Below are 13553 nucleotides of genomic sequence, written 5' to 3'. Positions count from 1 at the left end.
TCACGCCGCTTTCATGAAACCTAAATTAGCGTCAAAGTTCAGGATGTTCGGGAACACATCCCGAATCTGTGAGTCGGAGAGGCCAAACCACTTCGCCATCGTCGCGGCATATTGATCCACCGCAGTGGTCGGCACCCAGCGGCCACGCCCTGTATCCAGCGGATTGCCTGCCACGGTGATGTCTGGGTCTGGGAAGCTGCCATAGACTTTCTGCCCATTCACACCGCCACCCATGATCATGTGATGCCCACCCCAACCATGGTCAGAACCACGTCCGTTGGAATCATACGTGCGGTTAAAGTCCGAGGCTGTGAAGCTCGTCACCGCATCTCCCATGCCGATGCTTTCGAGCCCATCTTGAAAGCCCTTCATTGCCGCGCTCACCCGGCCTAACAAACCTGCGTGATCATCGAGCTGCGGCCCATGCGTGTCAAAACCACCCGTGGCCACGAAGAAAATTTGCCGCGTGATACCCAGCGGCCCCTGCGCCTGGATCATCTTCGCCACCGTGCGGAGTTGCTCCCCCAGGTCATTGTTCGCCGGGATGGTGGGAAAATTCGACGTGCCTTGCAGAGCTGCATTGATCGTATCCGCCTCGATGATGGACTTGTTGGAAAGGTCGGCAAAAGCGTCCTCCATCAGGTTCGCATACTCCGCATTCAAGATGTTGCGGAAGGCCGTGTAGCGTGACACATCCTGACTGCTGCTCCCCTGCCCCAGCCGAAACACCGGGGTACCACCTGGACCTGGACGGAAGGGCAGCATCGTCTTGCCGACCTGGAAGAAATTCGTTCCGCTCAGAGATACCAGCATCGAAACCGACGTGCGCTCCTGCGTGCCCACCAGCGCCTCCGCCATCCTAGCGCCCCAGCCCGTCTGGTTATACGCGGCATTCATGGTGCTGGCAGAGGTCTGCCACTGCACCTGCTGGTCACTGTGGGAAAACAGGTTGTCCGGAATGGCTGCCGTGCGGTTATGATAGTCTTGCAAGGTCGCCGGGGCAATGAGCGTGCCCACATTCGACATCAGCGCCAGCTTGCCTTGATTGTACAAGTCTCGGCAGCCTGTCATGGAAGGATGCAGCCCCAGGTTCAGGCCATTGTCATTCAGCGTGTTAAGCGCTAAAATGTTCGCTTGAGGGATCGTCAGCACCGTGCGGCTGGCGGCATACTTCGCATGGGCCGAGGACTCGCGGGGCATCAGCAGATTGTTGGAGTCATTCCCCCCATACAAGAAGACACAGACGATGGCCTTATACGGTGTCCCTGGGGCCAGCACATCTGCCGCCTGCGCATTCATGTGGCGCAGCGTCAGGATGGTATTCAGCAGGCAGGTCGTGGACATGGCCGAGCACGCACTGCGGCCCAAAAAGTTCCGCCGGGTGAGGAGCGTGGGCATTTCGTTCGGTGTCATGGGCGCAAAAGGAAAAAAGGTCGATAAGAAGGATAAATCAACGCTCGGTGGAAAATTCAGGCGAGGCCGTGATCAGTTGCAGCATCACCTTCACCCCATTGTTGGCATTGGCGATGTGGAGCGCGTGAAGGTTCATCAAAGAGGCCCGCAGGCCTGCCGACATAGAGCGACCTAACAAAAGGGTCTCCAATTTACTCAACAGCACCTCAGGGGTATTCCACACGCTGGTCAGCGGCAGCAGGTCCAAGCCCACGCGCCCGCCTTGGTTCGCGTAAAATCCATTGGTCACGCCTTCAAAGAAGTAGTTCGCCGTGTCCGTCACCGTCAGCTCCGTGGTGATCTCATACTCGGGCGCTGCCAGTCCAGCATCCAGGAGAGCGCCAGGAGGTGAATAGGTCGGGTTGAAGAAATTGAAGACCGTCGGGGCCTGCATCGGCCACTGGCCCAGCTCGTCGCTCGCATTCCACATCACATAGCGGCCCAGCACAGGTGGGTTGCTGTTCGGCGGTTTGGGCAAAGCCCGCAGCACACGGGCTAGGCGGATCATCGGCTCACTCATTTTGCCTGCACCGGGAGCCGCATTCAGCGTGCGTGCTTCTGCATCCAGCAAGATGGCCTTCACCACCGCGCCGATGTCTCCACGCACCCCTTTGCCATTGTCATCCCAGACCTTCGAGACGCGGAAGAGATAGGCGGGGCTGGGATTGCTGGTGACCAGACGTTGGATCAATCGTTTGCTGATGAAAGGCCCCACGTTGGGATGCGCCGCGAGGATGTCCAAGCAGCGGCGCACATCCTGGAGTGCCGTTTGCCCTGCGGGTATCGTGGCCCCACCCACGATGACTTTCTGCCCCCGGTCATGCGCGTCTTCAAACGACATCATCGGGTTGATTTCATCCGTGGCATTGCCACTCCAGGTGAAGCTGCGCGAGTTATTAAACGTCCACCCGGTGAAGGCGCGCGAAAGCTCCAAAATCTCATTCTGCGAATAGGTCGGAATCGCATTGCCTGCGCTATTGCGCTTCAGCGTCCCATCCTTGTTCAGGTGCTCAAGCCCGATGCTGAAGAGCTGCATGATCTCACGCGGATAGTTTTCATCCGGCTGCGTTTTGGAGCTGCGCACCATCGTCAGCCACACCCCCATCATAGGGTTAAAAGTCACATCCTCCAGCAGCTTGCGGTAAGGCACGCCTGGAGCCACGCTGCGGGCCAGCAGGTCGTAGTAGTTCGTGCAGCCGCGCGGGTAATTGCGCAGTGCGCCGTTGCGGTCTGAGATGACCAAAATCTCACTTAATGCCAAGGCCACACGCTGCCGCAACTGGTCCGGTGCCGTCGCTGCGATGGTCCACCAACTGTAAAGCCGATCTTCTGTCTCCAGCGGGGTATTTGTCATCGGCATCACGGCCCCAGGTAGGCCCAAGGTATTGGCCGTGCGAGAGAGCTCCAGCAACCGCTCCTGGGCACCTTCAAACAAAGCTATGCGATCCAGGTGCTCCAGATGCGAAGTCACGGGCAGCGCCAATTGTTCATCGATCCACTTGGAGAAGCCCATCTGCTTCACACGGGCAATGTCCGCTTCCGAAGGGCCAAAGGTCGCCTGTTTCAGGAACCGCGCCGCTTCCAGATCATCCGTGATCGTTGCCGGGGCTGTCCAGGGGCTTGCCACATGGCTACCGCTGGCATCTGCGGGATACGTTGGCTCCGTGCCTTCAGCCACCGCTACGGTGACCTGCCGCGTCGCGATCACCGACTGGTTGCCCGATGAATCGGTAACGACATAACGAAGCGTGTAAGTACCCGGTTTGGACGTGTCCACCGTGCCTTGCGTGGTGACAGATCCTGTGAGGTTGCCATCTTCCAAATCCTGCGCGCTGAAGCCAGGGTCCACATAGCTTCCGCCCACCGGAATGATCACACTGCTGCCACCCGTGAGGGTGATGGTCGGAGGCTGCTTATCGGCAAGTTGAAACGGCGAGAGGAAAGGCCCGTCAATCACCTCAAAGGCAGTCGCTCCAGGCAACAACCAAGCCAGCGCCAAGTGATCACGCCAGCCGGATTCCTTGAACCGAATCTCCACGTAGTAGCTCTTGCCCTTCGTCAGCGAGATCGGGCGAGAAAGCTGATAGTCAGGGAACTTGCGCCACTCATAGTAATCCGTCCCCGCCGGGACAAAGCAGGCGAGTTCTTTCTTCTCGGGCGTGCGGTCTGTGCTGAGGTGCACCTCGCTCCAATCATCCGATGCCAAGTTAAAACGATAGATGCCTGTCACTGGCGGATGTAGGTAGCCGCGCAGCAGCATGCCGTAGTTTTCCCCTTTGTTAGAAGGGATCTCAGCACGTGGCAGTTGCACGCGTGAGTCTGGGTTGTTCGGGAATTTGGGCGAGGCCATCAAGTCCGTGACCCAGCTGCCATTGATGCCATTGAAGGTCTCCGCCAAGATTGAACCTGTCCCTGGTGCGATGGCCGCAGCCAATGTCAGCGTGACCTCCGCAGAGCGGGTATTCACGCCATCCGTGGCGGTCAGTTGCAGTTTGTAGGTTCCTGCCGCTGGCAATTCCACATCCGTGGTTAGGGCCGTAGGATGGTCAAAGATCGCGGTGCCCTTGGGGCCGCTGAGGATGGACCAACGATACGCCATCGCCTGCGGTCCCGGCACATAATCCACCGCTGAACCTTTGAGGCTAAACCGATTTTTCGGCCAGTAACTGCTCTGAGGCTCCCCTGCCTTCACGATCATCTCACCGTCGAAGGCACTGGCCGTGACACCATCCGGCGGGCTCAGCAGAGCCCCAGGAATCACCTGCGCCTCCGCATCCGTCTGCGAAGCTAACCGATAAGCCACCGCGAAATAATCATCGCTGCCACCCTCCTTATGCAGCGCCTGCACATAATAACGAGTGCCTGGCACGAGGTGCAGCACTGCCGACTTTTGCGAAGCATACCTTGTCCAGTTATACCGACCTGTGGCGTAAGGCGTGGAGCAGATCTTTTGTGCACCCGCTGCCGCATCTCCTTGGGGGTTCAACCAAAAAGCACTCTCTTCATCACTGGCCAAAAGGAAAACGTAGTCTCCTTCGATGGGCACTTGCAAGAAACCAGTGAGCCGCTGCCCATAGTTATCACCCCAGTTGCTGGGCGTCTCCAAATTGGGCAAAAGATCGCTGTGGTTAGGCTTGCCCTTGTAGGCAGCCGAATTGGTGAGATTCACCAACTGATATCCCGTGACACCCGTCCACGTTTCACGCAGCAGACCACCCGCTTTGGCAGCGAGTGGATTCTGCACCGTCACCAGCAGCGTATCAGTCCCCGTGCTCGTGCCATCCGTGGCCGTCATCTTGATTTCATAAACGCCAGGACCGGAAAACTTCACCCTCGCCACCGGACTCGCTTTGTTGTCAAAGGAGACCTTCGCCGACTTCGAAGACCACTGGTAACTCAGGGCTTTCGGTCCTGCTTTCAAATCATACACCAGAGCGGCCAGGGCCAGCTCATTCTGTGGCCACAGCACTGTGCGGTCTGTGCCTAGCGCCACTGTGATCTCAGGATTGAAAGCAGGGACCACGCGCTCTGGAATCAAAAATCCACGCGACACAACCTCACGGCCATTGGTGCCAGGACCGTCCATGGCCACGGCGAGGTAGTCTGAAGAATCCCGTTCTTTATGCAAAATCTCCACGGGATAAGGCACCCCCGCCGTGAGGCTCAGCGTGGCTGATTTCTGCGAGGCACGACGATCCCAATCCCGCGAATTGTACACGGCACTGTCCAGATAAGCGACCCGGCGAATGCCCTGCCCATCATTGAGATCCAGCTTCAGCTCGGAAGCATCGTCTGAGGCGATCCAAAAGGTATAAGACCCGCTCACAGGCACCATGAGGCTGCCTTTCAAGCGCGTGCCATAGTAGTCGGCCCAGTTGCTCGGAGGCTCCACCCCAGGCAGCAAATCCTCAAAGTGCGGGTATGCCAGCGCCGGGTCATAAGTGAACAGATCTGGTAAGGTGATGCCCTCCACATCCAGCCACACAGACCTTGTCAAAGCGCCCGTCGTCTTGGCCAAAGGCGCGGCCAAGGTGATCACCACCGTGTCCCGATGCGTGTATGCACCTTCCATAACAGCCAACTCGTAAGTGTAAATCCCTGCGGCACTAAAAATCACTTCACTGGTTAGGCTCGCTGGCTCCACCACCGTGCTTTTAGGGCCAGACAATTGCTTCCAGAGAGCCGTCGGGGTTTTATCCGAGCTGAGAGCCTTGATCCAGGAGCCTGCCAGGCGCGTGCGATCATGTGGCCACCAGTAGGTGCGGTCCTTGCCAGCTCTCGCATAAAAGGTCAGCGTGGGATCAAAGGCAGGCGCTTTCTGGCTGGGCTCCAGGTAGCTACCCTCGATCACCTTCGGCCGACGATCTCCCTCGGGACTCCAGGCCACCGCAAAGTAGTCACTGCTCCAGGTCTCTTTGTGCAGTAGCTCCACATAATAGCGCCCACCAGGTTTCAGAGCGATGGGGGCTGAGGTCTGGGAAGCTTCGTTCGTCCACACCTCACGGCCACTGGCCGTGGTGGCGTAACAAACTTTGCGTAAATTAGCCATCGTCGCATCGGTACTGATCGAAAACTCGACCGCATCATCTCCCGAGACATAAAAAACATAGTTCACGGGATCTGGCCCACCTGCGGGCACATTTAAAATGCCGGTGACCCGAGTCGCATAGCGGTCTGCCCAGCTATTGGGCTGTTTGAGATCTGACACGGCATCCGTGATGTCAGGGAAATTTGGGAAAGCCGGGTCTGCCCGCAGAGCATCGAGGGTCGCATACTGCTTGTCCCACCACACTTGGCGGGTCAGCGCTCCCACCTGCGCATTGAGGGGGGCTTTCACCTCCACGGTCACTTCATCCGTGCTGGTATTGTTCAGCGTGGTCACGCTGTAACGCAGCACATAAACACCCACTTTGGGAAAGGTGGCCAGGGTCTGTGCAGCATCGGCGGCAGAAAACAGGACTCCCTTGGGACCACTGACCTGGGACCAGACACGCGTGGGCGTATCTGCCCCCCAGATGCGGCGGGATTCATACGCACTGAATGAGACGGAGTTCCTCGGCATGTGCAGCACCACATCCCGCCCAGCATTCAGCAGGTAGTCATGGCTGAGATCAAACTCCTGCGTTCCAGCGATCACCGCTGCGGCGTCGCTGGGGGGGGACAGATACTCTCCGGTAATCTCGCTCAGGTAGTCCTGTCCCGGTTGCTGCCACATCACCGTGCAGTGGTCCGTGCCCCAGTCCTCTTTGTGGCGGATTTCAAAGGCATACTTTTGCCCGGCAGTGAGCGTGATGGCCGGGGAAGCCTGCGCAGCATGGTTGGCAAAATCCGTCGCATTCACCGCCGTGGTCACAGCAGCCCGCAGTTGCAGATTGGCTGTAGTCGCATCCGTGCTCAGATGAAACTCAGCCTTCTTACTGGCTGCCATGAAGAACCGATAACTCCCCGTCACGGGCACCAGGATAAAGCCACGCACCCGCTGCCCGTATTGCTCAGCGAGGCTTTGCGTCTGGGTCAGCGTGCTGACCTGGCGATGAGCATGCGGGAAGTTTGGGTAGTCCAGGCTCCGCGAAAGCGAGGCCACCGTATTGCCATCCACGCCGAACCAATAGTCTGCCAAAGCTTTGCCAGCATCTGCCGCCAAAGGTGGCTGAATGGTCACCGTCACGTCATCAGAGGCGGTATTGCCAGAGTGACTCGCGGTGGCGCGAAAAACATACACCCCCGCGCGTGTCAGGCTCACTGGAGTAGTGGCTGCATCTGCCGTCGCGATCGTCGCCGTAGGGCCGCTCACTTGCGTCCACTGGATTGTCGGGGAGACATTCGCATCCGCCACATTCAGGGCCTGAGCTGCCAGCTCCACCGTGTAGTTAGGCGCGTATTGCGTGACGGGCTTACCCGCCTCCACCAAGAGCCCAGAGGGGATGCTTGCAGGCACCTCGAAGGGCGTGAGCACTGCCCCCGGAATCACCTGCGGGGTGGCCGTGGGAGAAGTGGCCCAGGCGACGGCTAGGCTATCACCCCCGTAGCCTTCCTTCATCAGCGCCTCGATGTAATAACGCTGCCCTGCCTGCAAAGAAATGGGGGCAGACTTTTGCTCGGCAAATTTGGTCCACCGCTGCGCCTCGGTCCAGCCAGGCACCTGCGCGACACGCACTTTGTTAGCCGCTTGGTCATCCGTGCTCAGCCAAAGTTCGCAATTATCATCTCCGCTGACCCAAAACGTGTAGCTGCCCGTGACCGCAGGGGTGAGGTAGGCGCGCATGCGCACACCATAACGCTCCGCCCAGTTCACCGGTGCGGCAAAGTTAGCATCCACCGTGCGCAGCAGGGGATTGCCCGGGTAATCTGCCGAAAGCGTGAGGTCCGCCACCGCCCCGCCATCCAGATGAGTCCACACCTCCCGCAGCACGCCCGTCTGGGCATTGAGTGAGGAAACCAGGGTCAATAAAAGACCAATGACCGAAGCGGGAGCCTTGTTCATGCGGAATTATGGAAATTAGCATGTTTAGGGAACGCACGCAATAGGTTGATCCTGAATGAATCAATTGTCACATATTGCCCCACCCACCCTTAAGAATAACCACTCAAGCATGACCAAAAACACGCGCCAGCACCTGGCCTAACCGCGATGTTTTGCGCGTGATCAGCCGCACTCTGCGGACTGGACTGGGCTCCAGCCGCAGAAATTTCACGCCCTCCACCTGCGGACGATCAGCGATGGCCATTTTAGGCATCAAGGTAACTCCCGCTCCGTGGCGGATGAGGGCGATCAAGGTCTCAATGCTGGTGGCGATGGATTCATTCTGGCCCACGCCTCCATGCGCGGTGCAAAAATCCAGCACTTGATCCCGCAGGCAATGGCCGTCCTTCAAAAGCAGCAGACGATCTGTGCGCAGGCTTTCTGCGGACACACGATGTTTGGCTCCGGCCAATCCATGCTCGGTCGGCACCGCAAGGAGGAGTTCGTCATCCATCAGCACCGTCTCCTCCAGGAGAGAATCCAAGATCGGGGTGGCGGTGATGGCCGCATCTAGCCCGCCTTGAGTCACCCTTTTTTCGAGGGCATGCGTCACGTCCTCCACCACGCGCACGGCCGTCTCTGGGTAGGCAGACTTCATGGCGGCAAGCACCGCACCCAGGCGATACGGGGCGATGGTGGGAATGAGGCCCAGGCTGATTTCTCGCGGCATCTGCCCCACTTCGATCGCCGCCTCATCCAGCATTTCCTGGCGGGCACGCAAGATGCCTCGTGCTCTGGCCACAAAGGCAAGTCCTGTGGGGGTGACGACAACACGGCGATTTGTCCGCTCCACCAACTGCACGCCCAGGTCCGCCTCCAGCTTCTGGAGCTGCAGGCTCAGGGTGCTCTGGCTCACATGGCAAGCCTGGGCCGCCTGCCCAAAGTGCCCATGCTCTGCCACTGCGACGAGGTATTCAAGATCGCGAAAGTTCATGAAGGGTGCTGAAAGGAGCCAACCAAAAAGCGGAGACTTGCACAAGCATTCATGACATTCCCCATTTCGGCCAGTGATATAAGGCGTTGAGGGTGAAACCCTGGAGGCACGATGTTGACATGGAGCGAGGAGGGGCTAAGTCGCAGCCGCTTCTCTGGGGAGGCTGTTCACTGCCCGAAGGCTTCCCAAACATTCGTGCCGCAATGCCGACTTAGCCGTGAGTATGGAGTCTGCCACCTCTGCCCCTTTGCCTTCTCAAACACAGCCGTCTCTCCTGCGACGGGGCTGGTTACTTTTGCGTTTACGGCTGACGGATGAGTTGCGGCACTCGCGAAAGCTCCGCAGTCTGAATGCCCTGCGGCTTCGCTTACTCTCGAGTTTTTCACCGCCGGCCCAAGCCGCCGCCATGCTGTGCCGCGCTCTGGAATTCAGCGAATCTGGCAGTCTCAATCAGCACATCATCCGCCGGCTCAGCCGCTTCCCCACCACGGAAGCGTTTTGGCGACCCATCGTGGCAGCGCTGCCGCGTTATCGCAGTCTCGTCGTGCAGCAGCCTCACCTCACGCGATCCATCATCTTAAAGGCCCCAGGCCCTGATGGGGAGAAAGGCGTGCTGCTCATGTATTTCGAGTACAACTGGGTGCGCCTGACTTTAGGGATTCCTGAGGCAGAGTTTCGCTGGCTGGAGGAGCGGTTTGATTTCATTCTCTCCACCAGTTGGTCCCCCACCGATTACGCCTCCATCAATCTAGTGTTGGCGAAGACCTCGGGGCCTGTTTTCATCCAGCCCTGCAACTACACGGAAAAAGCCAAACTGCAGGCTTTCCACCCGCGCTTAGTGGTCTTAGACACCCTGCCGTGTGACTGGATTGACCCTCAGTTTTATCCCTCTCAGCCACAGCAAGAACGCCCCATCGACATCCTCATGGTGGCCAATTGGGGCGAATTCAAACGGCACTGGGATTTCTTCCAAGCCCTGCGTCATTTGCCACCTACTTGGCGCATCGTCCTGGTGGGGCAAAAAGAGGGAAATCGCGACCAGAATTTCATCGCTCATTTGGCTCAAGAGATCGGCGTACCGCAAAAACTGGAAATCTGCCAATCGTTACCCGCTGAGCAAGTCTCCCTGCTTCAGTTGCAGGCCCGGGTCTCCCTCATCTTCAGCCTCAGAGAAGGCTGCTGCGTGGCTGCGGTGGAGTCGCTCTTTGCAGGCTGCGCCCTGGGCATCCGCGCAGACGCTCATGTCGGCCCGCTGCACTACATCCACGACCTCACCGGCAAACGCCTGCGGCCAGGGCACCTCGCGGAAGATATTTTGGCGCTGCATCGCGCTGCACCTAGCCTGCAACCCGCCCACTGGGTCAGCCAAAACATCTCCTGCCACCAGACCCGGCTCAAGGTGAATGAAGTACTGCGCCAACAATCCGAAAAACGAGACCTTCCCTGGACCCGAGATTTATTGCTCCCCCATTGGCGCCCCTATCCACGCCATGCCCGGGCCGAAGATGCGGCCTCTCTACGCCCTCTTTATGATGAATGTCACCAGCGGTTTCCCCAGGTCTTCCCGGCGGATCTGTTGGAAATCTCCAATCACTGAGCGATGCCACCCCTACCTCCAGGGCTTGTGATTGCCTCCCTCCTTTCCGTTTTGCCTGCACAGCACGATCACTTTATAACCGACATACGAAGCGTTCCCGTCCACCCCTGGAGCGGGGCGACTCCTAGCCTTTTCATTTTGCCCCACTTCTGCCCTACCGAAACGATGCTGACATGGGATTCCCCCGGCCCTCTTCAGAAGAACGAACCCATGGATTTATCGAATCACGTCCGCCCATGAAGCTGACACCGCTCTTTCTTCTCGGCACCCGCCTGAGTGACACCCTGCGTTACTCAGAGACGGTCCGTTCTGGGGTGGGCCGCCTGCTCAGCTTCGCCGCCCTCTGGACAAAAAAGCCCACACGCGTGGCACTGCTGACCCGTGCCTTGAGCCTGTGTGACCGCCCGGCCACCTGGCAACCCATCCTCAAACGTCTCCAACAGGAGACCCACGGTGCCGATGACCGCCTGTGGAGAGAGGCCATGCAAGATAGCTCCAGGTTACCCGGCCTGGTCAAAAAAGATCCTGCGTTGACACGGACGGTATTGCTCAAACGCCCAGGTGAAAACGGAGAAAAGGGCGTCCTGCTGCACTACTTTGAGTACAATCTTGCCAGACTGCTGATGGCGCTGCCAGCGGCAGACCTCCAGTGGCTGGCCGCTCGTTATGACATCGTTCTAGCCGCCAGTTGGACACCGACGGATTACGCTTTGTTAGGCCTGGCCACCGCGCTGCTGCCAGATGGGATCTGGGTGCAGCCCGCCACGCACGGGGAACGGGAACGGCTCACCCGCTTCCACCCTCAACTGCGCTGCTTACCAGGCCTGGCCTGTGACTGGGTGGAGCCAGCTTTTTACCAGCCAAAGCCCTGGAGTGAACGCTCCATTGACATCCTCATGGTGGCCAACTGGGGAGACTTTAAAAGGCACTGGGAATTCTTTGACGCACTCACGCGCTTGCCCAAGGAGCTGCGAGTCGTCCTTATCGGCCAAAATGAAGGTCGCAACACCCGGGAAACCATCGCTCAATTGGCCCAAAAAATAGGCGTGCCGCAAAACCTGGAGATCAAAGAATCTCTCCCCATCGCAGAAGTCACCCGTTTGCAGTGCGACTCTAAAATCTCCATGGTCATCAGCCGCCGCGAAGGCGGTTGTGTCGCCATGGTGGAATCCCTCTTTGCAGGCGCAGCCATCGCCATGCGCGAAGGGGCCAGCATCGGCTCGGCCGCCCATATCAATGAAAAAACAGGAGCCTTCCTGCGCCCGAGCCATCTTGCCGAAGACATTCAGGCCCTGCTGCAACGCGGAAGCGGGCTGGACTCTGCCACCTGGGCGGCGGACCACATTTCCTGCCACATTTCTCTCGCTGCCATGGAGGCCACCCTCCGCGAACATGCCAAGGCCCAAAATCGCCCCTGGACCTACGGCTTAGCGAAAGTCCACTGGCGCCCCCACCCGGTGCTGGCCAATGCAGAAGAACGCCAGCAGATGCAATCGGCCTATGACGAGTTGCACCAACGTTTTCCCCACTTGTTCACTCAGGATCTGATGACCAGAAGCGCCTCTTAGGAGGCCGCTGAGCCTAGAGGCGGGGAGCCCACCTGAGTCAAACGACGCCCTAACTGAATGCAGGGGATCTCGACAAACCGATGCAGGATGTAAGCAAGGAGTATCGTCAAAGCGGCGGAAATAAGGAAGAGCCACAGGGCAGATACTGGCAAAAACCCATCCAACCACAACCAGCGCAGCGCCATGAGAATGGGGTAATGCAGGATGTAGATGCCGTAGGAGATATCATACCGAAGCATCTTCTGTAACCTCTCAAGGCCAGACCTCAAAACGGGCCAGTGCAGAGCAGCCGCAATGAAACCCGTGCTGCCAAAGGCACATAGGTAGAGGCTGGTCTCCATCTCCGCGAAGAAATAACGAAGGGACATGGCTCTGTATAAAAACAGACTGATGGCCAGGAGTACACACCAAGCGAAGCCATTGAGTTTCTTCCAAAAATCTCCAGGGATGCGGTAAAGCATGATGCCCAAGGCAAACTGGCCCAAGAATGAGGCCGTGCCGATGACGTGATCATGCAACCAAGCACTGCCAAGGACAAAGCCTGCCAAAAGCGCCGTGGCCGCCCAGCCATTTAAACGCGTCATCAACCAAAACAGCCATGGGAAGATCATCGCGATCTTCGCCTCGACCATGAGCGTCCAGACGGTGGGCAAAGCAAAGTAGGAAAGCATGCCAGGTGCCACCAAGGTCGTTTGCAGCAGCCACTGCTTCACCTGCAACCCAGGGCTATCCAAGAAAGTCGCAGGCATGTCCGAAAGATAGCCTAACCCCTCCCGCTGGTAAGCGAAAACCAGGACCGCAAACGTCATCGCTAAAGCCACCCAGTAGAGCGGGTAGATGCGGAAAACCCGGCGCAGGCCAAAATTCCAATAGGTCCGGAAAGACGGCAGCGAACGGCGCAGAGATATGGAAAGCACGTAGCCACTGAGGACGAAAAATAAAGTCACTGCCCCCTTCGCATCCAGGAGGCCGAAGTACTCACCCTTCTCTGAATGCACCTCAAAGATGACGTAGAAATGCTCGCGAAAAACCACCCAGGCAGCGATCAGCCTGAGTGCATCCAGCGCCCCAAGACGGTGGGGAGCGCCTATGGATTTTTCGGATTCTTTTTCACCAGACATAATTTCGGCAGATCATCGGGGGTAGATCATCCATGCGTTAACCATTACAAGAGCGGCATTGTGAAAAGTCCAAGCGCATTTTCTTCTACAACGAAGTCTTCTATGATCGGTCTCGTGGCAAGCTGACCCAAACGTCACCTAAACGGGTTTCAGTGCCCTCACTTCAGGGCTGCGGGAAAGTTTATGATTGGAAAAACCAATCAGTTTTTCCAGTTCAAACAATTATATCAATATCATGGAAGCCGCATGTTAGGCAGTCCACTCCTCCGCAGCTTTCATGCACCCTGCTAACAACCATGTTCAACCCTCCCTGCCCAGAGCCCCCGTCTTTGTCCAGAGAGGGGATCAAACATCCAGC

General features: G+C 58.0%; 6 protein-coding genes. 2 read left to right on the top strand and 4 right to left on the bottom strand.

Annotated elements, in window-relative coordinates:
• The 3 genes from HNQ64_RS13485 to HNQ64_RS13475 all read right to left on the bottom strand — a co-directional run bounded on the left by HNQ64_RS13485 (position 1) and on the right by HNQ64_RS13475 (position 8909).
• The gene (locus tag HNQ64_RS13485; RefSeq protein ID WP_184209439.1) at positions 1-1413 is read right to left on the bottom strand and encodes a DUF1501 domain-containing protein; all 1413 of its coding nucleotides are present in this window, start codon (positions 1411-1413) and stop codon (positions 1-3) included.
• Positions 1414-1450: 37 nt separating this feature from the next.
• Positions 1451-7936, bottom strand: coding sequence for a DUF1800 family protein (locus HNQ64_RS13480; protein WP_184209438.1), 6486 nt, complete (start codon positions 7934-7936; stop codon positions 1451-1453).
• Positions 7937-8039: 103 nt separating this feature from the next.
• Positions 8040-8909, bottom strand: a complete 870-nt coding sequence (locus tag HNQ64_RS13475) for a LysR substrate-binding domain-containing protein (RefSeq protein ID WP_184209436.1) — start codon at positions 8907-8909, stop codon at positions 8040-8042.
• A 223-nt stretch (positions 8910-9132) separates the two neighbouring features.
• Here HNQ64_RS13475 and HNQ64_RS13470 point away from each other — a divergent pair, with 223 nt between their 5' ends.
• Together HNQ64_RS13470 and HNQ64_RS13465 are read left to right on the top strand one after the other, a co-directional pair.
• Positions 9133-10506, top strand: a complete 1374-nt coding sequence (locus HNQ64_RS13470; protein ID WP_184209434.1) for a glycosyltransferase — start codon at positions 9133-9135, stop codon at positions 10504-10506.
• 236 nt (positions 10507-10742) lie between these two features.
• Positions 10743-12074 (top strand): glycosyltransferase, encoded by a 1332-nt coding sequence (locus HNQ64_RS13465; protein ID WP_184209432.1) that lies wholly within the window; start codon positions 10743-10745, stop codon positions 12072-12074.
• Here HNQ64_RS13465 and HNQ64_RS13460 read toward each other — a convergent pair.
• Positions 12071-13195 carry an acyltransferase family protein gene (locus HNQ64_RS13460; RefSeq protein ID WP_184209430.1) on the bottom strand — a complete coding sequence of 375 codons (1125 nt, stop codon included), beginning with the start codon at positions 13193-13195 and terminating at the stop codon, positions 12071-12073. The two genes, HNQ64_RS13465 and HNQ64_RS13460, sit on opposite strands and share 4 nt — an antisense overlap.
• Between the last annotated feature and the right edge of the window lie 358 nt (positions 13196-13553).

This window comes from Prosthecobacter dejongeii, assembly GCF_014203045.1.
GTDB classification, from domain to species: domain Bacteria; phylum Verrucomicrobiota; class Verrucomicrobiia; order Verrucomicrobiales; family Verrucomicrobiaceae; genus Prosthecobacter; species Prosthecobacter dejongeii.
The sequence above is the reverse complement of the archived record's forward strand: the minus strand, read 5'-3'. Positions and strand labels throughout refer to the sequence as shown.

Coding starts and splice junctions, on each gene's coding strand:
- HNQ64_RS13485 (WP_184209439.1), bottom strand. CDS start 1,413: ATGACACCGAACGAAATGCCCACGCTCCTCACCCGGCGGAACTTTTTG.
- HNQ64_RS13480 (WP_184209438.1), bottom strand. CDS start 7,936: ATGAACAAGGCTCCCGCTTCGGTCATTGGTCTTTTATTGACCCTGGTT.
- HNQ64_RS13475 (WP_184209436.1), bottom strand. CDS start 8,909: ATGAACTTTCGCGATCTTGAATACCTCGTCGCAGTGGCAGAGCATGGG.
- HNQ64_RS13470 (WP_184209434.1), top strand. CDS start 9,133: ATGGAGTCTGCCACCTCTGCCCCTTTGCCTTCTCAAACACAGCCGTCT.
- HNQ64_RS13465 (WP_184209432.1), top strand. CDS start 10,743: ATGAAGCTGACACCGCTCTTTCTTCTCGGCACCCGCCTGAGTGACACC.
- HNQ64_RS13460 (WP_184209430.1), bottom strand. CDS start 13,195: ATGTCTGGTGAAAAAGAATCCGAAAAATCCATAGGCGCTCCCCACCGT.